A 20,690-nucleotide genomic window follows, 5' to 3' on the forward strand; every position below is an offset into this window, starting at 1 on the left:
GAACCTGTAGCACTTAGTAACCGAAAAGACCCACGCGCCCCAGAACCGACTCGCCAACGCGAGCTACAAGGAACGTGGGGGTCCGGGGGCTCGGGCCCCCGGGAATTATGGCGAGTACGCTGCGGCGCAGGCTTTACCTGCGCACGCGGTGCCCGCGTGCGAGCGGATGACGGGATTCGAACCCGCGACCCTCACCTTGGCAAGGTGATGCGCTACCAGCTGCGCTACATCCGCATGTGTTGCTCTGCTCCGGCACTCGTTTGAAGCAGTGGAACAACCATACACCGACCGTCTGTAGCGGTTTCCACCCACCCCTACAGGTGCTCCGGCGTCACACCTGGCGTACAAGGGGTGACGACGGCTGCATACCTCCGTATGGTGTCCCCATTCGACCGAATGGTGAGTCCTTCGGGGAGGAGGTGCCTGGCCGGATGACCGAGCAGGGCACGGTGCCGCTTCAGGCGGCCTCGGAATCCGACGAGCAGGCATTGCTCCAGCGTCTCCGTGACGGGGAGGACGCTGCCTTCGGGGAGCTTTTCGAACTTCACGCCGCCGCTGTGCGGCGTTTGGCCCGCAGTCTGGCCGCCGACCGGTCGGAGGCGGAGGACATCACCGCCGAGACCTTCTTCCGGGTGCTTCAGGCGTTGCGCCGGGGCGCCGGGCCGCGTGACTACGTCCGGGCCTACCTGCTGACGGTGGCTCGCCGGGTTTCGTGGGAGTGGCACGGCGCGCGTCGTGACGTGCCGGTGAGCGACGACGAGCTGACCTTCCGGGCCGGGGCGGGTGCGGACACGCATGCCAGGACGGCCGAACATTCGCTGATCACGACCGCGTTCACGAGTTTGCCGGAGCGCTGGCGTTCGGTGTTGTGGCAGACCGAGGTCGAGGGCGAGCAGCCGTCGATGGTCGCGCCGCATTTCGGGTTGAGCGCGAACGCGACGGCGGCGCTGGCCCGTCGCGCGCGGCAGGGGCTGCGGGCTGCCTACCTGCAGGCGCATCTGTCGGTCAGCCGCGGGCCCGATTCGTGCCGCGCGGTGGTGGAGAAGCTGGGCGGGTTCACCGCGGGCAGCGTGACCGGGGCCGAGGCCCGCCGGATCAAGACCCACCTGATCGCCTGCCAGTCCTGCCGGGCCACCCACGACGAGCTGCGTGACGTCTGTTCGTCGCTGCGGGCGCACGCCGGTGTGGTGGCGCTGCTGGTGCCGGCGGCCGCCGGGGCCCACGCGAGCGGGGCGTTGTCCGGGCTCGCCGCGTCGGTCAAGGGACTTCTGCTCGGGTCGAAGGTGAAGGTCGGCCTGGCGGTGGCGTCCACGGCCGCCGCCGGTGCGGTCGGGATCGTCGCCGGTCCGGCCGTGTTCGGCACCGACGCCACCCACACGGTCGGGCTGTCCGGGGGCGGGCTGCCGGAGCTGGCGTTGCTGCCGGCGCAGGTCGCGCCGCCCGCCCAGGGGCAGCCGGTGGAGCTCCCGCCGCAGCGGATCGCGCAGGACCAGCTGCACGGCAAGGGCGCCCGGCCCGCCGTCACCGGACGCGGCCCGGGCGCCGAGCTCGGGGTGTCCGACCTGCCGAGCCTGCCGGGCGTGGGAACGCCGAGGAAGGAGCTCGGCGGCGGAGACGTCGTACAGCCGCCGGACGAGCAGAATCCGGCGCAGGAGGAGACCTCGCCGCGTAACGAGGTCCCGGATCCGGGCACGGGCACCAACCAGACCACCTCGAAGCGGGACGACATCCCGCCGGAGGAATCGTTCAGGCCCACCGAGGAGTCGCTGAGCCCGACCACGACGACTTCACGGGACTCGACCGAGTCGACCAAGCCGGAGTCGACGACTTACCCGGACGGGTCGTCTTCGACGGAGACCGGCACCCCCGAAAGCACGACGGGGACCTCGTCCGGCGACACCTCGACGGACGAGCCGAGCCCGGTCGAACCGACTTCCCACTATCCGGAACCGGGTGTCGACTACCCGACGTGCCCATAACGCCCGAGCGGGCATATCGCCTTCGAACTCTCGCGAATCCGGCTCCCGTCACGGTACGGTGGAGCTCGCTCACGACGAGCGAGCGGCCGCGCGGGAGGCGACTGAATGAACCGGCTGGTGCACGGCGAGGACGGCCGTGACTGGGTGGTCCGAGCCCAGATGGAATGGCGTGCTCCCGCGACAGCGGACGATTTCGAGCACGATGTGGCGGGCAGCTACGGCCCGGGTATCGCGATGATCGCCGTGACGGCGCTGCTCGCGATCGTGCTCATCATGTGGACCCCCGCCGACGTCATGATCCCGTCGTGGGTCCCGCTGGCGCTCCTGTTGATCGCGCTGTTCTTCCCGCTGCGGTGGATCCTGCGCCGTCCGTGGACCGTGGTCGCCGAGACCGAGGGCGATCTGGCGGGCGACCGGCCGTCGGAGCGCTGGGTGGGCACCATCCGCGGCATGTTCACCGTGCGCGGCGAGGTCTCGAAGATCACCAAGACCATCCAGAAGCACTCGCTGCCGGATTTCGACGGCCCGTTGCATCCGGTGGAGTAGTCGCGGCGGCCTGAACGCGCGAGACTGGGGCCATGCCCGAGTTACCCGAGGTCGAAGCGCTCGCTCATCACCTGCGTGAACACGCGGCGGGCAAGACGGTCTTCCGCGTCGACGTGTCGTCCCTCAGCGTGCTGAAGACGGCGACACCGCCGTGGACCGAGCTGCACGGCCGCGAGGTCACCGGGGCAGGCCGGTTCGGCAAACATCTGGATCTCGTCGCCGGGGATCTCCATCTGGTCGTCCACCTGGCGAGGGCTGGCTGGCTGCGCTGGTCCGACGCGTTGTCGCCGACGCCGCTCAAACCCGGCAAGGGGCCGATCTCGCTGCGCGTCCATCTCGACGCGGCCGCCGGGCCGGGCTTCGATCTCACCGAGGCCGGGACGAAGAAGGGCCTGGCGGTCTGGATCGTGCGTGATCCGGAGAAGGAGGTCGCGAGTATCGCGCGGCTCGGGCCGGACGCGCTTTCGCTGGACCGCACGCAGCTCGAGAAGTTGTTCGCCGGACGCACCGAACGGTTGAAGACGGCGCTGACCGATCAGTCGCTGATCGCGGGGATCGGCAACGCCTACTCCGACGAGATCATGCACATGGCGAAGCTTTCCCCGTACGCCACGACCGGGAAGCTGTCCGAGGCGGCGCTCGACGGGCTCTCCGAGGCGATCCGCGAGGTGCTGACCAGTGCCGTGACGCGTTCGGTCGGCCAGTCCGCGGCCCGGCTCAAGGGTGAGAAACGGTCCGGGTTGCGGGTGCACGCGCGCACCGGGCTGCCGTGCCCGGTCTGCGGCGACACGATCCGCGAGATCTCGTTCGCGGACAAGTCGTTCCAGTACTGCCCGACCTGCCAGACCGGCGGGAAACCTCTCGCGGACCGGCGGATGTCGCGCCTGCTCAAGTGACTCGTGAGTGGTAAGGACGGTTCTAACCGTCCTTAGCACTCACGAGGTCAGCAGAGGGCGGTCATCACCGCGGGCATGGGCGGCTTCGGCACCCGCTGCCCGCCGTGCACGTCCGCGGCGAGGTCGTACACGTTGAGCGCCAGCACGATCTGCTTCGAGCCGTCTTCGGTGCTCATCGAGACGCTGTAGAACCCCGGCCCCGCACCGGTGTTGCCCCAAACCGTCTTCGTGCCACCGGGACAAGGCAGGTTGAGCGTCTCGACGCCGGCGCCGTACGCGCCCAGGTCGCTGTACGGCACCAGCCGCTTGAGTTCGGCCTGTTGCGCGGGTTCCAAGAGCTGTCCTGCCAGCAACGCGCGATGGAACGTCGCGAGGTCGTCGACGGTCGACACCATCGCGCCCGCGGTCCAGTCGTACGACGGGCTGAACACGGTCATGTCCTGCCCCTTCATGTCGTACCCGTGCAGATGCGGACCTCGCAGGAACGGCGACCACAGCGGGAAATACGTCCGGCCGAGGTCGAGCGGGTCGAGGATCCGCCGCTGGATCTCCTCGCGGACGTCGTTGCGCGTGATCTTCTCGATCATCTTGCCCAGCAACAGATATCCGGTGTTCGAATACTTCACGCCGCCGCCCGGCGGGAACGAGGGCCGGTCGGCGAGAGATCGCCGGATCACCTCCGACGGCGTGATGACGTGCGCCCGGTTCCCCTCGACGAGGTACGGGTCGAAGAAATGCGGATCGAGCGGGTCGTGCACTCCCGAGGTGTGGTTCAGCAGCATGCGCACCGTGATCTTTTCCGGCTCGTAGCCCGGTCCTCGTGCGACACCGGGCAGCCGCCGCTCGATCGGATCGTCGAGCGACAGCGCGCCTTCGCCCGCGAGCCGCAGTACCACGGTGGCGACGAACGCCTTGGTGTTGCTGGCGATCCGGAACCGGTGGTGCGGCCCCGCGGCTTCACGCGTGGCCTGGTTCGCGTATCCGGCGCCGAAGCGCGAGACCGCCCCACCGTTCCGGACCTGGACGACCGCTCCCGGGAAACCCCCTTCGCCGACCAGTTCGCCGACGGCCGCGCGCACCGGGTCTTCGGCCGCGGCCGCCACCCCGCTCCCCAGCAGGACCCCCGCCAGCACCCCCGCCGCGAGTTTCCCCGATCCGCGCATTGTGTTCCTCCCCCGGAAGCGATTGCCTGCGCACAGTCTTTCCCGTGCGACGGGGAGTGACCATGGGGGTGACGCCCGGGTCTTGGGTAGGGTCGGCCCCACCCTCAGTTGTCACAACTCAACGGAAAGTGGGGAGCAGACCTTGCACCCGGTTGGTCGAGCGCAGAGCATGGACGCCGTGTCCGGGCTCGAGATCGCGCAGATCATCCCTTGGGGTGTGGCGCTGCTGCTCGCGATTCTCGTCGTCGTCCTGCTGATCAAGCTGAGGCGTCCCGCGAGCATCGTGGAGAACGCGGTGCTGCAGGCCGTCCACCGGATGTCGAAGGCGACACCGGATCTCCGCGAGGGCCTCGACGAGCAGGTCGCCGACAAGATCACCAGCCAGCTGCTGGAGATGCTCGACTGCGTCGCCGTCGGCATCACCGACAGCGAAGGCACGCTGCTGTCCTGGGACGGCGAGGCCAACGACCACTACGTCGACCTCGTCGACGCCATCGGCAACGCGATCCGCAAGCACCGCCGCGAGGTCGTCGCGCACGACAAGATGCCGTGCAACCACCGCGGCACCTGCCGGATGCGGACGGCGGTGATCGTGCCGCTGATCGTCGAGGGCGAGACCGAGGCCGCGCTGCTGGTCGTCGGGCGCACCCGCGGGCGGCTGGTGCAGATGGCCGACGCGGTCGCGCAGTTCGTCTGCACCCAGTTCGAGCTGGCGCGCCTGGACGAATCGAAGAACCAGCTCCAGCAGGCGGAGATCAAGGCGTTGCGCGCGCAGATCTCGCCGCACTTCGTCTACAACGCGCTGAACACCATCTCCTCGCTGATCCGGACGGACCCGGAGGAGGCGCGAGAGCTGCTTCAGGACTTCGCGGACTTCACGCGCTACTCGTTCCGGACGTCGGGCATGTTCACCTCGCTCGCCGAGGAACTGCGCAATATCGACCGGTACCTGACCATCGAGAACGCCCGTTTCGGCGGACGGCTCGAAGTGCGGATGAAGATCGCGCCCGAGGTGCTCTCGGTGGTCGTGCCGTTCCTGATCATCCAGCCGCTGGTCGAGAACGCGGTCAAACACGGCCTCGCGTCGAAGCCGTCCGGCGGCTGCGTCACGGTGATCGCCGAGGACTACGGCGCCGAAGCGCTGATCAGCGTCGAGGACGACGGCATCGGCATGGAGCCGGCCAAACTCGCGGACCTCCGCAGCCAGCACCGCACGGGCGCGCACGTCGGCCTCGGCAACATCAACCAGCGGATGCAGCAGGTGTTCGGCCGCGACTACGCGCTCATGGTCGAGACCGCACCCGGTGCCGGCATGAAGGTGACCCTGCGGGTGCCGAAGTTCATGCCCGGTGTACGGCCGAACCTGCCGGACTTCTCCGCCGACAGCGCCACCGTCCCGCCCCAGGGCGGGCCGAACGAGGCCAGCGGGGTGAGCGGTTCGCGCAGCGGCGTGCTGCCGTCGTGAACGTCGGTAACCTGGCGGTATGAGCGTTGCGGACAAGCTGACCTCCCGTCTCCCGATGATCGGCGATCGGGGTGAACGCAAGGACGTCGTCGCCGTGGTCAAGCTGCACGGGGTGATCACGCCGACCCCGTCGCCGCTGGCCAGGGGCTCGATCAACCTCGCCGCCGTCGAATCGGCGCTGACCCGCGCGTTCGGCCACGAGCGGCTGAAGGCCGTCGCGCTGCAGATCAACTCCCCGGGCGGGGCGCCGACGCAGTCCGGCCTTGTCGCCGAGCGGATCCGCCAGCTCGCCGACGAGAAGAAGGTGCCCGTCCTGGCCTTCGCCGAGGACGTCGCCGCGTCCGGTGGCTACTGGCTGGCCTGCGCGGCGGACGAGATCTACGCGCACCGGACGTCGATGGTCGGCTCGATCGGCGTGATCAGCGGCGGCTTCGGGTTCACCGGTCTGCTGGAGCGGTTCGGTATCGAGCGGCGGCTGCACACCGCGGGGGCGAACAAGTCGAGGCTCGACCCGTTCAGCCCGGAGAAGCCGGAAGACGTCGAATGGCTGAAGAAGATGCACGGCCAGCTCCACGAGCTGTTCGTCGACTGGGTCACCGAGCGCCGGGGCGACCGGCTTTCCGGCTCCGAGGATCTGTTCACCGGTGACGTCTGGCTGGGTGCCCGCGCGGTCGAACTCGGCCTGATCGACGGCGTCGGCAGCCTGCGCCAGGTGATCACCGATCGGTACCCGGACGCCGAGATCTCGATCGCCGAACCGAAGAAGCCGCTGCTGGCGCGGCTCGGCATCGGCGCCCCCGCCGCGGCGAGCGCGTTGCTGGACGCCGTGCAGTCCAAGGCCGCCTGGAGCCGCTTCGGTCTCTGATCCCAGCGGAATGGCCCGGTCCTCGCGGATCGGGCCGTTTTCGCGTTCGGGCCCGGAATGGTTCACCCGAACGGTGGTAGGCGTAAGTGGTTCAGACCAGGTCTCATATCGGACATACCGCTTTGTTGTGAACGGCAACAAACCTCGACAGCGTTGACGAGGAGGTCCGATGTCCGTTAATCGTTCCCGTTGGAAGATCGCGCTCGCGGCAGGCGCGGCTTTGCTCACCGTCCCACTGGCCCTGCCCGCGTCCGCCGCCGTCCCGCCGCCACCGGCCGGCTGGACCGCCGTGTTCACCGACGATTTCACCGGCGCCGCGGGTTCGCTGCCGTCGAGCGCGAACTGGATCATCGACACCGGTCACTCCTATCCCGGCGGCCCGGCGAACTGGGGCACCGGCGAGATCCAGAACTACACGGCGAACCCCGCCAATCTCGCCCAGGACGGTTCCGGGAACCTGCGGATCACGCCGTTGCGCGACGGCGCGGGCAACTGGACCTCGGCGCGGATCGAAACGCAACGCACGAACTTCAAACCGCCCGCGGGCGGCGCGCTGCGGATCGAAGGCCGGATCCAGATGCCGAACGTCACCGGCGCCGCGGCACTCGGCTACTGGCCCGCGTTCTGGGCGCTTGGCTCGCCGTATCGCGGCAACTACTGGAACTGGCCCGCCGTCGGCGAGTTCGACATCATGGAGAACGTCAACGGGATCAACACGGTCTGGGGTGTGCTGCACTGCGGCGTCAACCCCGGCGGCCCGTGCAACGAGACCACCGGACTGGTCGGCAGCCGCACGTGTCCCGGCGCGAGCTGCCAGAGCGCGTTCCACACCTACACCTTCGAATGGGACACGAGCGTCAGCCCCAACGTGTTCCGCTGGCTGGTGGACGGGCAGCAGTTCCACTCGGTCAGCCAGAACCAGGTCGACGCCACGACCTGGGCCAACATGACGAACCACGCCGGCTACTTCGTGCTGCTGAACGTCGCCATCGGCGGCGCGTTCTCGAACAACAACTCCGGCACCACGACGCCGGGACCGGGAATCGTGCCGGGGCATCCGATGCTCGTCGACTACGTCACCGTCCTGACCCGCGGTGGTGGCACGGGAAGCCCCGGCGGCGGCAGCGCGTACGGCACCATCGAGGCGGAGTCGTACGGCCAGGCGGCAGGCATCGCCAAACAGGCCACGTCCGACACCGGCGGCGGGCAGAGCATCGGCCCGGCGGGCAACGGTGACTGGGCGTTGTATCCGGGCGTCGACTTCGGGACGCAGACCGGCAGGCAGTTCCAGGCGCGCGTCGCGTCCGGAGCTGCGGGAGGCGTGAGCGGTCTCGTCGAAGTCCGGCTCGACAGCCGGTCCAACCCGCCCGTCGGCAGCTTCGCCGTCGCGAACACCGGGGGCTGGCAGAGCTGGCGCACCATCCCGGCGAATATCAGCGGTGTCACCGGGAAACACGACGTCTACCTGACCTTCACCAGCGGCCAGCCCGCCGATTTCGTGAGCGTCAACTGGTTCACCTTCACGCCGTGAAGGGATAGATGTGGCACGGCGAGGCGGTTCGTGTCACCGGAAAAGATGACGGCACCGGCCACCCCAGGCGCGGGGGTGCCGGTGCCGTCCTTTCGTTCGACTTTCGTGAAGCGGGCTGGACAAGGAACCCGGCAATGGGCAGGATGCGTCTCACTGTGAGTGCTCACGATGACACCCGGAAGCTCATCGTCCTGGCGGTGGACGATGAGCCCAAAGGGCTAGACGAACTCGTCCACTGTCTCCGGAACAGCCCGCACGTCGCCCTGGTCTACCCGGCGATCGACGCTTCGGAGGCGCTGCGCCTGCTGTCCGCGGACGATCCCAGACTGGCCGATCGCAAGGCCCGCGGCCTGCCGATCGTGGACGCGGTGTTCGCCGACATCGACATGCCCGGGCTGTCCGGGATGGAGATGTCCCGGGTGTTCGCCGCGCTGCGCCCGTCGCCCGCGCTGGTCTTCGTGACGGGGCACGCGGAAGAGGCGGTCAACGCCTTCGACCTCGGCGCGCTCGACTACGTGCTCAAGCCGTACCAGCAGGATCGTCTCGACCGCGCGATCACCCGCGTGATGGACAAACTCGCCGCCAACGCCGCGCCGAAGTTCGGCCAGGAAGGCGGCCTCGGGCAGGTCAAGAACGACGACGAGGTCATCCCCGTCGAACTGGCGGGCACCACGAAGCTCATCCCGCGCTCTTCGGTCCGCTGGGTCGAGGCGCAGGGCGACTACGCCCGGCTGTTCACCAACGACGGCAGCCACCTGGTCCGCATCCCGCTCGCCCAGCTCGAAGAACGCTGGGAGAAGGCGGGTTTCGTCCGCATCCACCGGTCGTTCCTGGTCTCGCTGCCGCTGATCACCGAACTGCGCATGGGGCAGGGCGGCTATCAGGTCGTGATCGGTAACGAGGAGAAGGTGCTGCCGGTGAGCCGCCGCCACACGCGCGCGCTGAAGGACAGGCTGGTCGGCGCCAACCGGTCGTCGTGACCGACGACTACTACCGCCGCGTCAACGGCGTCCGCGAGCCGGATCCGACGCTGGGTAAGCGCAGGAAACCGGCGGCGCCCGAAGGAGCCGCCGTCGAACCCGTGCCGGGCGCGCCGTCCGGTCCGAAGCACGAACAGGCCAAACCCGAACATCACGCGAAACCCAAGCGGCAGCGGGTGATCCTCGCCGATCCGCGGCAGGCCACCAGCACCCTGCGGGCCAGGGTCGAACTCGAAGAACAGACCAGCTGGGGCAAACTCCTGGTCAAGGATCTGGTGAAGATCCAGCTGCGGACGGCCTCCTGGCTGGCGCTGCTGGTGATGGTCACGCTGTGTTCGCTTCCGGTGCTCTTCTATCTGATCCCGTCCTTCGGACGAGTGGTCGTCGTGGGCATTCCGTTGCCCTGGTTGATCCTCGGCGTGGCGCCTTTCCCGTTCCTGTTCGGCATCGGCCTCTGGTACAACCGGCTCGCCGAACGTCATGAACGCGACTTCGTCGACATGATCGAGAACTGATTGCGGAGCTGCACATGCGAGGATCCACCCTGTGCAGCTGAATCCGTGGGCCATGGCCGGCATCGTGCTGGTGGCGGTCCTGACCTTCTATCTGGGACACCGGTCCTCGAGGTCGGCCGTCAGCACGCACGACTTCCTCGTCGCCCGGCGCACCGTGCGCTCCCGGCGCAACGCCGCCGCGATCTCCGGCGAGTACCTGTCCGCCGCGTCCTTCATGGGCGTCGCGGGCATCGTGCTCAAGGACGGCGCCGACGCGCTGTGGTTCCCGATCGGTTTCACCGCCGGCTATCTCGCGCTGATGCTGTTCGTCGCCGCGCCGCTGCGGCGATCCGGCGCGTACACGTTGCCGGACTTCGTCGAGATGCGGCTGGGTTCGACGATGCTGCGCCGCGTCTCGACGGCGTTCGTGGTGTTCATCGGGATCCTCTACATGGTCCCGCAGCTGCAGGGTGCGGGCCTGACCCTGACGACCATCCTGCCGGTGCCGGTGTGGGCCGGAGCGCTCCTGGTCACCTTCGTGGTCGGTTTCAACGTGATCGCGGGCGGGATGCGCGCCATCACCGTCGTCCAAGCCTTCCAGTACTGGCTGAAGCTGTTCTCCATCGCGGTGCCTGCGTTCATCCTGTGCATCGTGTTCCTCGGCTCCGGCGGGCCGGGCAGCGCGCGCCCGCTGGGACAGCCCGCTCCGCCGACGTTCACCGAGAACACCACCGTCACGGTGCAGACCGACGTCACGCTGAAGGTCACCTCGGTGACCGTGCTCGAGGCGTACGGACAGGTGGAAGGCGCGCGCGCCAACGGTTTCGCGGTGTGGGCGCCGGAAGCCGGGCACAAGGTCGCCAAGGGCACGACGCTGAAGTTCACCGCGGGCACGCCGGTCCCGGTGGTCAGTGAAGCGCCCGCCTCCAACAGCGACTGGCTCCGGCCGGGGTCGGGCGGTCTCACCGATCTGCTGCAGGTCTATTCGCTGATCCTCGCGACCTTCCTCGGCACCATGGGCCTGCCGCATGTCCTGGTCCGCTTCTACACCAACCCCGACGGCAAGGCCGCGCGCCGCACGACGGTGCACGTCCTGCTGCTGCTCGGCCTGTTCTACCTGTTCCCGACGCTACTGGGCGCGCTGTCGCGGATGTACGTCCCGGAACTGCTGGTGACCGGGAAGACCGACGCCGCCGTCCTGCTGCTGCCGTCCGCGGTCCTCCCCGGACTCTGGGGGCAGATCCTGGGCGCGGTGACCGCGGCCGGTGCCTTCGCGGCGTTCCTGTCGAGCTCGTCCGGGCTGCTGGTGAGTGTCGCCGGGGTCGTGTCCACCGACGTCCTGCCCGGCCGTGTCCGCGATTTCCGGGTGGCGACGGCGATCGTGGCGCTGATCCCGTTCGCGCTGGCGGTGCTGCTGCCGTCGGAGGATCTGTCGCTTTCGGTCGGGATGTCGTTCGCGCTGGCCGCGTCGACGTTCAGCCCGCTGCTGCTGCTCGGGGTCTGGTGGCGCAAGCTCAGCTGGCCCGGCGCGCTGGCCGGGATGCTCGTCGGCGGCGGACTCGTGCTGACCGCGCTGGTGGTCAACATCGTCAGCAAATACACCGGCGGCTGGGCGCCGTGGTTCTCGAACCAGCCCGCGCTGATCACCGTCCCGGCCGCTTTCCTGACCACCTACGTGGTGAGCCGCGCGACCGGATACGGGCGGCCGGAGGACGTCCACGGCGTGATGCTGCGGCTGCACGCGCCCGATCCGCTCGGGTTCATGCGTGATCGTGCGGTCGCCCGCTTCGGGCAGGCCGAAGAGAAGACCCGCACCACCGGTAAAGGCCGTCACCGGAAGTAAAATCACTCTTTCGAGTCGCGACCCTCTACGCAGAGTCGTACCGTTCACTCAAATGGATTGCTCCTCTGGCGCCCTATGAGGGGCATGATCTTTCGTGACAACGAAGTCATGGAATGGTCGCGACAGGTGGGAGGTCCGACGTGAGCGATACCGATCAAGACCTCGGGTCCGAACCGGAATCCGACTGGGAAAAGGTCCAGGCGAGTCCGGAATTCACCGAGCTGCGACGACGGCTGCGGGTATTCGTTTTCCCGGTGTCGGCCCTGTTCCTCCTCTGGTATCTGCTGTACGTGCTCCTCGCCGACTACGCGACCGAGTTCATGAGCACCAAGCTCTTCGGCAACATCACCGTCGGCCTTGTCTTCGGCCTGCTGCAGTTCGTGTCCACCTTCGTGATCACCGGCCTTTATGTCCGGTACGCGAACCGGAAGCTCGATCCGCTCGCCGACAAGATCCGGCACGAGGTCGAAGGGACGGAGCGGTGAATACGCTGGCAGCGGGGGTACAGGGCAGCAATCCGGCGCTCAACATCACCATTTTCGCGATCTTCGTCGCGATCACGCTCGTGATCGTTTTCCGGGCGAGCCGGAATACGAAGACCGCGTCCGACTACTACGCCGCCGGGCGCGCGTTCACCGGCCCGCAGAACGGGATCGCGATCTCGGGCGACTACCTTTCCGCGGCGTCGTTCCTGGGTATCGCCGGTGCCATCGCGATCAACGGCTACGACGGTTTCCTCTACTCGATCGGCTTCCTCGTCGCGTGGCTGGTGGCATTGCTGCTGGTCGCGGAGCTGCTGCGCAACACCGGCAAATTCACCATGGGCGACGTGCTGGCGTTCCGGATGAAACAGCGCCCGGTCCGCGCGGCGGCCGCGATCTCCACACTCGCCGTCTCGTTCTTCTACCTGCTCGCGCAGATGGCGGGCGCGGGCGGCCTGGTGAACCTGCTGCTCGGCATCGAGGGGAACCTCGGCCAGGACCTGGTGATCGCCGTCGTCGGCGTGATCATGATCCTGTACGTGCTGATCGGCGGGATGAAGGGCACCACCTGGGTCCAGATCATCAAGGCCGTCCTGCTCATCGCGGGTACGTTCGCGATGACGTTGTGGGTGCTCGGGAAGTACGGCTTCAACCTCTCCAGCCTGTTCCAGGCCGCCGTCGACAAGGGCGGGCAGACCGGGGAAGCGCTGCTCGGCCCGGGCAAGCAGTACGGCAAGACCGGCACGACGAAGCTCGACTTCCTGTCGCTGGGCATCGCGCTGGTGCTCGGCACCGCGGGCCTGCCCCACGTGCTCATGCGCTTCTACACGGTGCCGACCGCGAAGGACGCCCGCCGTTCGGTGGTGTGGGCGATCGCGCTGATCGGCATCTTCTACCTGTTCACCCTGGTGCTCGGCTACGGCGCGGGCGCGCTCGTCGGCCCGGACGTGATCGCGAAGGCGCCGGGCACGACCAACTCGGCGGCACCGCTGCTGGCACTCGAACTCGGCGGTCCGATCCTGCTCGGCTTCATCGCGGCGGTGGCGTTCGCGACGATCCTCGCGGTGGTCGCGGGCCTGACGATCACGGCGTCGGCGTCGTTCGCGCACGACGTCTACGCCAACGTGATCAAGAAGGGCAAGACCGCCCCGGACAGCGAAGTCCGCGTCGCGCGGATCACCGCGCTGGTGATCGGGGCGGTCGCGATCGTCGGCGGCATTCTCGCGAAGAACCAGAACGTGGCGTTCCTCGTGGCGCTCGCGTTCGCGGTGGCGGCGTCGGCGAACCTGCCGACCATCCTGTACTCGCTGTTCTGGAAACGGTTCAACACCCAGGGCGCGCTGTGGAGCATCTACGGCGGTCTCGCGGTCTGCGTGCTGCTGATCGTGTTCTCACCGGCGGTCTCGGGCAAGCCCGTCGACCCGAAGACCGGCAAGAGCGCATCGATGATCCAGGGTGTCGACTTCCACTGGTTCCCGCTGGACAACCCCGGCATCGTCTCGATCCCGATCGCGTTCTTCCTCGGCTGGCTCGGCACGGTGCTGTCCAAGGAACACAACCAGAAGAAGTACGCCGAGATGGAGGTTCGTTCGCTCACCGGGGCCGGGGCGGAAAAGGCCGTCCGGCACTGAGTGCCTCTTCACGCGCGCGCAACGGGACGGGATGCGAGGATGGCAGGGTGGTGAGCCCTGCTGACATCCCGACCGTCGCCGTCCGTGATCTGCCGAAGGAGGGCGTCGCGCTGCTCGACGTCCGCGAGGACGACGAGTGGGCCGCCGGGCACGCCCCTGGCGCCAAGCACATCCCGATGGGCGAACTGCCCGCGCGCGTCGGCGAACTCGACGACCTGCCCGACGACCAGCCGGTCTACGTGATCTGCCGCAGCGGCGGCCGGTCCGCGCGCGCCGCCGCGTGGCTCAACGCGAGCGGCTGGGACGCGGTGAACGTCGCCGGCGGGATGGGCTCCTGGAAGCAGGAGGGGCGCCCGATGGTCGGCGACCATCCCGGCGTCGAGCCCGAAGTGCTGTAACCGTGCAGCCTGGCCACTACCCGCCGAGAGCGCCACTGCCGCCGGTGCGTCCCGCGCCGATGCGGCAGCCGGTGCGCCATCGCGTCCGCTGGGTCGCTTCGCCGCCTCCAGGCGCGCTGCCGCAGCGTGGCAAGCCCGTGGTCGAGCGCTACTCCGGTCCGCCGTCCTACCCGGTCCCGCCGAGGTGGGGTTTCCCGAATCTGGTCTGGCGCCGTCCGACCGCCGTCCCCGGGACGGCGTCCGGCGAGGTCACCGCGGGGGAGCGGCTGCTGGTGATCACGCGCAGCCTGCTGCCGGTGCTGTGGACCTTCGCCGCCCTGGCCGTCATCGCCTCGGCCGCGGAGATCTGGCGCTACGTCCTGCTCGTGCAGAGCCGCGACTCCGCGTTGTCGACGTCCGTGGTCTCGGTCTCCGACACCTTCGTGATCACCGCCGGCCTGCTCACCACGATTCTTTCGCTGCTGCCGTCCGGGCTCGCCGTGTGGTGGCTGCTCGTGGCAAGGCACGCCGCCGCGGACGTCTCCGGCGAGGCGCCGCCAAGGCGGCAACGGCATGTGCTGGCGTTCGTGCTGGTGCCGGTGGTGAACCTGGTCATGGCGCTGCCGGTGGTCGCCGAACTCGAACACGCCGTCCTGCGCCGGACCCGGGAAACCCGGCCGAAGCCGTCGCGGCTCGTGCTGGTCTGGTGGGGCGTCTGGGTGCTCAACTGGCTGCTGCTCACGCTGGTCATCGTCTGGCGGTTCCGTGACGGCGTCCAGGCGCTGGCCGACGGCGTCGTGCTGGTCGCGCTGACCGACCTGGCCGCGGCCGGGCTGGCGGTGGTGACCGCGCTGCTCGTGAAGCGCATGTCCGGGCTTCTCGCTCCCGTCGCGGAGAAGCGCCTTCGGCTGCTTCGCGTGCTGAAGGTGGATGGGGCTCCGGAGCCGGATCGGCGCGAACGTCCCGCTTCCTCCGTGCGCTGACCCTGCCGACCTCGTGAGTGGCAAGGACGGTTAGAACCGTCCTTGCCACTCACGAGGCTTTTCAGCGCGTGGTCACCCGGAGTGAGCGCAGGCCGCGGATCACGAACTCCGGCCGCCGCTCCGGGGTCTCGGCGAGCTCCAGTCCCGGCAGTTTCGAGGCAAGGGAGGTCAGCGCGGCCGCGATCTCCACCCGCGCGAGCGGGGCGCCGACGCAGTAGTGGATGCCCATGCCGAAGCCGAGGTGCGCGTTCGGCGTGCGGCCGATGTCGAGCGTGTCCGGCCGGTCGAACACCTTCGGGTCCCGCGCGGCGGCGCCGAGGAGGGCGCCGATCTTCTCGCCCTCGGCCACCCGGAACCCGGCGATCTCGACGTCGGTGGTCGCCGTCCGTTCGAAGAGCTGCAGCGGCGCGTCGAAGCGGATCAGCTCCTCGACGCACGGGTCCAGGAGTTCCGGGGAGGCCACCAGCCGTTCCCACTGGTCGCGGTGGGTCAGCAGCGCGTTGACGCCGTTCCCGATGACGTTCACGGTCGCCTCGTGCCCGGCCATCAGGAGCAGTACCGCGGTCGCGACCAGTTCGTCCTCGGTGAGCTCACTGCGCAGAAGGTCGCTGATGATGTCTTCGCCAGGGGAGTTCGCGCGCTGCTTCGCGACGTCACGCAGGTAGTCGACGAACTCCGCGGCCGCGGCTTCGGCGGCGTCGCGCTTCTCTTCGGCGAGTCCGTACTCGTACATCTTCACGATGTGGTTCGACCACGTGACCATGCTCGGCCCCTTTTCGACGGGGACGCCGAGCAGTTCCGCGATGACCGCGACCGGCAGCGGCTGCGCGAGGTGGGCCAGCAGATCGGCCGAGCCGGTTTCGGCGATCTCGGCGGCGAGACCGTCGACCATGCCGTCCGCGAGTTCGGCGACCATCGGCCGCAGCCGCTGGACGTGCCCGCGCCCGAACGCGCCCGCGATCACCCGCCGCAGCCGCGTGTGGGCGGGCGGCTCGTTCTCCAGCAGCGAGTTGCGGTGCAGGAGGTTGAACGACGCGAACCGCTCCACCGGCAGCGCGTCCTGCCAGATCCGGCCGAGCCCGCGGTGCCGCAGGACGGCGGCCGACGCCGCGTGCGACACCGCCACGGCGATGCCGAGGCCGTCGTGCCGGTGGACTTCGCCGCGTTCGCGGAGGTCGGCGAAGGACGGGTACGGATTCGCGAGGAAGGCCGGGTCGGCGAGGTCGAACACTCGCCGACTGTAACCCGCGCCGGGGCGGCCGCCCCGGCGCGGCAGGGAGCTACAGATGCAGCCAAAGCTTCAGGTGCAGGTGCAGCCCGTGGTGGTGATGCCCGTGGTGATGGCCGACGCACAGCAGCAGGCAATGTCGCGCCTGGTCGGCTCTGTCGGACTGCGGCGCGGCCGAAGCCGTGCCCACCGCGGGCCCGGCCAGCATCAGACCGAGTGCCACGGGCAACGCGGCCAGCGCGGCCCGGCGCTTCGAGGTGCTCATCTGTGATCCCTTCTCCGCACTACGGCGCCGGATGGCGCCGTGATCGAGTATTCGGTGCGGTGAGGGGAAAACGGCAGGCTGATCACCCGCGATTAGATCATCCGGATGATGACAACCGTTTTCAATCATGTTTCCGTGGTACCCGGATGGCCGCTGAAACCCGCCGATCCGGTCGATCCGGTGGCCCGCCGGGTGTCGTCCGTGCTGTCTTCGTCACCAACCCCGGGGGCCTTACGAGGCGTGCGTCTTCCCGCGATAGCGTTTCGAACCGAGCTTTGAGGAGGCTGACGTGGGCAAGAGTTCGCGCAAGAAGGGTCCCAAGACGACCTCGGACCGCAAGCCGAAGGTGCGCGACGTCTTCGTCGGCCAGCCCTTCGAGGGACTCGCGGCGGAGACCGAACTGATCGCGCTGCGCGAGTTCGTCCCGTCGGCGACGGCGGCGCTCACGCTGGGCTCCGGCGAGAAGGTCACCCTCGGCACGGTGCTGCCGATGGCGGCGGCCGCGTTCGTCCGGTCCGACGGCGAGCGCTACGTCGGGATGCAGGTGCAGACCCGGTCCTCCGACATCAGCCGCGACCTCGGCCGCGCGCTGCAGTGGGTGCTGGACGCCAAGGAGGGTGACGTGCTGTCCGTGCCGGACACCACGACGCCGCCCACCGCCGACGAGAAGGCCCGTCTGCAGGACCTGCTCGACGTGAACGCCGAACTCGACGTCACGCTCTACAACGACTTCGCCTGGTGGCTGCCCGAGGACGCCGACGCCAGCGGAGACGTCGCGCTGTCCCTCGAGCGCGCGAATGCGGCGATCATGCCGACCGAACGTCTCGGCGCGGGCGCGTACTGGGTGCTCGCCGGTGAGAAGGCGCACCTGCGCTGGGTCCGCCCGGAGCCGGAGAACCTGCTGCTGCAAGCGCTTGCGCGACTGTCGGCGGCCGGTGAGCTCGGCCTCGGCGATGGCTCACGCTACGCCGGTTCGTTCCGCGCGCACGGGCTGCTCGTCCCGGTGTGGGACCTCGACCCCGAGGCCCACGCCCGCGAGTGGGCCGACGCGAAGGACCAGCTCGGCGTCCGGCTCGAAGCGGCGCTGAAGTCCCTCGACACCGAGCCGCTCAACGCCGCCGAGCGCCGCTCGCGCGACGGCCTCATCGGCCGCCAGCTCACCATCCGCTGACCCCTCCCGCGCGTTTCGTCCGCTGAATGCGGTCTCCGCATCCAGAGGACGAAATGCGCGAGGATGGGCGCGTGATCCTCCATATCTGCGCCAAGGACGAGTGGGCGGCGGTGCCCGTAGGCGGCGTCTACACCGCCGCGTCGCTCGAATCCGACGGCTTCATCCACTGCTCCGACCCGGGAACCGCGCATATCCCGGCCAACGCCGTGTTCCCCGGCCGCACCGATCTGGTGCTGCTGGAGATCGACCCGGCGCTCGTCGGCGCGCCCGTCGTCTGGGAGGACGGGGACCCGCCGCATCCGGCCGGTATCCAGTTCCCCCACGTGTACGGGCCGATACCCCGTAACGCCGTGGTGGCCGTACACGAATTCCCTGTTCAGGGGGACGGTTCGTTCAGAATTCCCGAGTCCGTGTCGAAACGTTGAGGCAGGCAACTCCTCGGCGACGCGAGCGTCTCTCGAATTGATTCGCGGCAAGAGACAACCTGTGGGGGCGGTCATGCGTTTCGGGAGAGGTGAGCCAGGCAGACCTGGCCGGGTGAGCCCGGGAGGAGGCGATACGGTGACCGCTGCCGCGACGGTCATACCGGGGACGGACGTCTGGGAGGCAGGCGAGAGCCGGGCGAGTGGCGTGCCCGGTGAGCTCACCGACTTCGGCGACTTCGTCCGGGCCGGCCTTCCGGGGCTGCTGAGGTACGGGCACGCCCTCACCGGGAACCCGCACGACGCCGCCGACCTGGTCCAGACCGTGCTGGAGAAGATCGGCTCCCGCTGGTCGTACGTCCAGCACAAGACCGGCGACCCGATGGCCTACATCCGCCGCTCGATGGCCAACGCGCATATCAGCCGCTGGCGCCGCACCAAACGCGAGAGCCTCGTCGCCGACCTGCCGGACGTCCAGCCGTACAGTCCGGCCGACCCGTTCGAGCACGAGCCGCTGTGGCAGGCGTTACGCGCGTTGCCGCCGAGGCAACGCGCGGTGATGGTCCTGCGTTACTACGAAGGGCTGTCCGAGGCGGAGATCGCGGATTCGCTCGGTGTCAGCCAGGGCACCGTCAAAAGCCAGGCGAGCAAGGCGATCGCGTCACTGCGGAACAAGCTCGCGTTGTCCGAGCCCAAGGGCGAAGGGAGGGAAGCGGGATGAACATGTCCGAGGAGGACGTGCAGCAGAGGTTGCGTGACCTGTTCTCTGATGAGCGGTTGGCCGTGGGGTCCACGCTGAATCCCGAGACGATCGTCGCGGGCGCCCGGCGTCGCCGTCGCCGCCGTCAGCTGATGCAGACGACGAGCGGGATGGCCGCCGCGGTGGTCATGCTGGGCGGCGGGCTCACCGTCTTCACGATCCACGACAAGGACAACGGCGCCGCCTTCCCCGGCGGAGACCAGCTCACGATGGGCGCGGCGTCGTCGAGCCTGGCGCAGCCGGGGCCGGGAAGTTCGTCGCCGCCGGCCTCCGCGCCGGTGGAACCACCGCACCAGACGACCGTGCCACCGCAGTCGACCGCCTCCGGTGGGCCGGCCAAACCGCCGAAGAGCACTCCCGCCACGAAGCCGCCCACGCAGGGCAAGGTGACGTCGGGTCCGCTGCTGACCGCCGCCGGCTTCGGCAAGCTCCGGCTCGGGATGAGCGAATCCGAGGCGGAGGCCACCGCCGGTCCGCTGCGGGCGAAAGAGGTCCGGGGCACCTGCACGTACGGCCGCGCGGAGGGGGCCGCCGTTCCGGGGCCGACGTCGGTGTCGCTGACCGAGAGCGACGGGATCACCGTCATCAACCCGGCGGGCACGGTGCACACCCCGGAGGGGATCGGCGTCGGTTCGACCGAGGCGGACATCCTCGCCGCCTATCCCGGCAGCACCAAGGACGGCGGTGCGTATGTCGCTCCGGTCAGCGCGGTGAGCGCGTACCGGATCTCCGTGGCCGACGACGGATCGGCCGTCGGCATCCTGCTGACCAGCATCAACCAGAGCTGTCAGTTCAGCTGACGAACGAAGAAAACCCGGGCTTCTCCAAGGGGGAGAGCCCGGGTTTTCCCGTGGTGGGAGCGTTGGTCAGTGTCTGTTGGTGAACCCGCGTCCGCGATCGACGTCGGCAGGACGCTGCCTGGTCATTCATCTCACGACGGTGGATACGGCGTCCTGCCACCGCGATAGCGGGGCCTTCGGCCGGGGCGGGTTCACGCGTTTCGTCGCTTTTCCGGGTACATCTTCAGCTCCGCCAACAGGCTCAGAGCGCGCCGCCCGCGACCGGGGGCATCCCCGAGTCGGCGCCGCCGTCACCGACGGACTCGCGGTGCAGGTGGTTCTCCACCTCGAACAGGTTGCCGTCGGCACGTTTGACGATGTTGAGCAGGGTGGACATCTGGGAGATCTCCTCGACCTGCTCCTTGAGGAACCACTGCGTGAACTGCTCGCCGATGTAGTCCTCTTCGGCGCGCGCGGCCTTGGCCAGCTGCTGGATGTCGGTCGCGACGTCCTTCTCCTGCTGCAGCGCGAGCTCGATGAGCTCACGGACGTCGGAGAAGTCGTTGCGCACGTCGCCGGTGCCGGGGATCTCCACGTGGTGGTCGGTGTCCAGCATGTACTGGACGAGCGCCATCGCGTGGTTCCGCTCCTCGACGGACTGCTTGTAGAAGTGCTTCGCGAGCTGCGGCAGGTCCTCGGCGTCGAACCAGACCGCCAGCGCGATGTACTGCTGGGAGGCGTTGAACTCGTTGTGGATCTGCGCCTGCAGCAGTTCATAGAACTTCGAGCGCGGTTGCTTCTTCTTGGTGAGGGCCATGTATTCGACGATA

The 20,690-nt window shown here is 68.8% G+C and carries 21 protein-coding genes and 1 tRNA gene; 17 read left to right on the forward strand and 5 right to left on the reverse strand.

Annotation, left to right across the window (positions count from 1 at the left end; translation table 11 throughout):
* Positions 1–161: 161 nt before the first annotated feature.
* Positions 162–234: transfer RNA gene (locus ACFWIW_RS02270), tRNA-Gly, on the reverse strand.
* 197 nt (positions 235–431) lie between these two features.
* Between ACFWIW_RS02270 and ACFWIW_RS02275 the strand changes: the two genes are divergently transcribed.
* The 3 genes from ACFWIW_RS02275 (at position 432) to ACFWIW_RS02285 (ending at position 3,421) form a co-directional block, all read left to right on the forward strand.
* Positions 432–1,979, forward strand: a complete 1,548-nt coding sequence (locus ACFWIW_RS02275; RefSeq protein ID WP_378366719.1) for a sigma-70 family RNA polymerase sigma factor — start codon at positions 432–434, stop codon at positions 1,977–1,979.
* Positions 1,980–2,084: 105 nt separating this feature from the next.
* On the forward strand, positions 2,085–2,525 hold the full coding sequence (locus ACFWIW_RS02280; RefSeq protein ID WP_005161585.1) for a hypothetical protein: 441 nt from the start codon (positions 2,085–2,087) through the stop codon (positions 2,523–2,525).
* A 32-nt stretch (positions 2,526–2,557) separates the two neighbouring features.
* A complete protein-coding gene (locus tag ACFWIW_RS02285; protein WP_378366720.1) occupies positions 2,558–3,421 on the forward strand; it encodes an Fpg/Nei family DNA glycosylase in 864 nt (287 codons plus the stop codon).
* A gap of 47 nt (positions 3,422–3,468) precedes the next feature.
* Here ACFWIW_RS02285 and ACFWIW_RS02290 read toward each other — a convergent pair whose 3' ends face one another.
* On the reverse strand, positions 3,469–4,584 hold the full coding sequence (locus ACFWIW_RS02290; protein ID WP_378366721.1) for a serine hydrolase domain-containing protein: 1,116 nt from the start codon (positions 4,582–4,584) through the stop codon (positions 3,469–3,471).
* 169 nt (positions 4,585–4,753) lie between these two features.
* Between ACFWIW_RS02290 and ACFWIW_RS02295 the strand changes: the two genes are divergently transcribed.
* The 10 genes from ACFWIW_RS02295 to ACFWIW_RS02340 all read left to right on the forward strand — a co-directional run bounded on the left by ACFWIW_RS02295 (position 4,754) and on the right by ACFWIW_RS02340 (position 15,235).
* A complete protein-coding gene (locus ACFWIW_RS02295; protein WP_038507282.1) occupies positions 4,754–6,049 on the forward strand; it encodes a histidine kinase in 1,296 nt (431 codons plus the stop codon).
* Between the two features lie 19 nt (positions 6,050–6,068).
* The gene (locus tag ACFWIW_RS02300) at positions 6,069–6,914 is read left to right on the forward strand and encodes a S49 family peptidase (protein ID WP_378366722.1); all 846 of its coding nucleotides are present in this window, start codon (positions 6,069–6,071) and stop codon (positions 6,912–6,914) included.
* Positions 6,915–7,083: 169 nt separating this feature from the next.
* Positions 7,084–8,445 carry a carbohydrate-binding protein gene (locus ACFWIW_RS02305; protein ID WP_378366723.1) on the forward strand — a complete coding sequence of 454 codons (1,362 nt, stop codon included), beginning with the start codon at positions 7,084–7,086 and terminating at the stop codon, positions 8,443–8,445.
* Positions 8,446–8,588: 143 nt separating this feature from the next.
* On the forward strand, positions 8,589–9,425 hold the full coding sequence (locus ACFWIW_RS02310; protein ID WP_378366910.1) for a LytR/AlgR family response regulator transcription factor: 837 nt from the start codon (positions 8,589–8,591) through the stop codon (positions 9,423–9,425).
* Entirely contained in the window at positions 9,422–9,940 is a 519-nt protein-coding gene (locus ACFWIW_RS02315) for a hypothetical protein (RefSeq protein ID WP_378366724.1), read from the forward strand. Before ACFWIW_RS02310 ends, ACFWIW_RS02315 begins: the two co-directional genes overlap by 4 nt.
* A gap of 31 nt (positions 9,941–9,971) precedes the next feature.
* Entirely contained in the window at positions 9,972–11,762 is a 1,791-nt protein-coding gene (locus ACFWIW_RS02320) for a cation acetate symporter (RefSeq protein ID WP_378366725.1), read from the forward strand.
* Positions 11,763–11,902: 140 nt separating this feature from the next.
* Complete coding sequence (locus tag ACFWIW_RS02325) at positions 11,903–12,247, forward strand: DUF485 domain-containing protein (RefSeq protein ID WP_378366726.1); 345 nt, start codon at positions 11,903–11,905, stop codon at positions 12,245–12,247.
* Positions 12,244–13,875 carry a cation acetate symporter gene (locus tag ACFWIW_RS02330; RefSeq protein ID WP_378366727.1) on the forward strand — a complete coding sequence of 544 codons (1,632 nt, stop codon included), beginning with the start codon at positions 12,244–12,246 and terminating at the stop codon, positions 13,873–13,875. Before ACFWIW_RS02325 ends, ACFWIW_RS02330 begins: the two co-directional genes overlap by 4 nt.
* 47 nt (positions 13,876–13,922) lie before the next feature.
* Entirely contained in the window at positions 13,923–14,273 is a 351-nt protein-coding gene (locus ACFWIW_RS02335) for a rhodanese-like domain-containing protein (protein ID WP_240596260.1), read from the forward strand.
* Between the two features lie 35 nt (positions 14,274–14,308).
* Positions 14,309–15,235, forward strand: coding sequence for a DUF4328 domain-containing protein (locus ACFWIW_RS02340; RefSeq protein WP_378366911.1), 927 nt, complete (start codon positions 14,309–14,311; stop codon positions 15,233–15,235).
* Between the two features lie 61 nt (positions 15,236–15,296).
* Here ACFWIW_RS02340 and ACFWIW_RS02345 read toward each other — a convergent pair whose 3' ends face one another.
* Together ACFWIW_RS02345 and ACFWIW_RS02350 are read right to left on the reverse strand one after the other, a co-directional pair.
* Positions 15,297–16,466 (reverse strand): cytochrome P450, encoded by a 1,170-nt coding sequence (locus ACFWIW_RS02345; protein WP_378366728.1) that lies wholly within the window; start codon positions 16,464–16,466, stop codon positions 15,297–15,299.
* 49 nt (positions 16,467–16,515) lie between these two features.
* Entirely contained in the window at positions 16,516–16,728 is a 213-nt protein-coding gene (locus ACFWIW_RS02350; protein WP_378366729.1) for a hypothetical protein, read from the reverse strand.
* A 289-nt stretch (positions 16,729–17,017) separates the two neighbouring features.
* Between ACFWIW_RS02350 and ACFWIW_RS02355 the strand changes: the two genes are divergently transcribed.
* From ACFWIW_RS02355 to ACFWIW_RS02370, 4 genes are all read left to right on the forward strand, one after another.
* On the forward strand, positions 17,018–17,899 hold the full coding sequence (locus tag ACFWIW_RS02355) for a DUF5926 family protein (RefSeq protein ID WP_378366730.1): 882 nt from the start codon (positions 17,018–17,020) through the stop codon (positions 17,897–17,899).
* Between the two features lie 71 nt (positions 17,900–17,970).
* Positions 17,971–18,324, forward strand: coding sequence for a DUF952 domain-containing protein (locus ACFWIW_RS02360; protein WP_378366731.1), 354 nt, complete (start codon positions 17,971–17,973; stop codon positions 18,322–18,324).
* 205 nt (positions 18,325–18,529) lie between these two features.
* A complete protein-coding gene (locus tag ACFWIW_RS02365) occupies positions 18,530–19,042 on the forward strand; it encodes a SigE family RNA polymerase sigma factor (RefSeq protein ID WP_378366912.1) in 513 nt (170 codons plus the stop codon).
* On the forward strand, positions 19,039–19,881 hold the full coding sequence (locus ACFWIW_RS02370; protein WP_378366732.1) for a hypothetical protein: 843 nt from the start codon (positions 19,039–19,041) through the stop codon (positions 19,879–19,881). Before ACFWIW_RS02365 ends, ACFWIW_RS02370 begins: the two co-directional genes overlap by 4 nt.
* A gap of 241 nt (positions 19,882–20,122) precedes the next feature.
* On the opposite strand, the gene ACFWIW_RS02375 is transcribed toward ACFWIW_RS02370, so the two are convergent.
* A complete protein-coding gene (locus ACFWIW_RS02375) occupies positions 20,123–20,677 on the reverse strand; it encodes a ferritin (RefSeq protein WP_063275956.1) in 555 nt (184 codons plus the stop codon).
* Between the last annotated feature and the right edge of the window lie 13 nt (positions 20,678–20,690).

Origin of the sequence: Amycolatopsis sp. NPDC058340 (assembly GCF_042723975.1) — a bacterium.
Taxonomy (GTDB): Bacteria; Actinomycetota; Actinomycetes; order Mycobacteriales; family Pseudonocardiaceae; genus Amycolatopsis.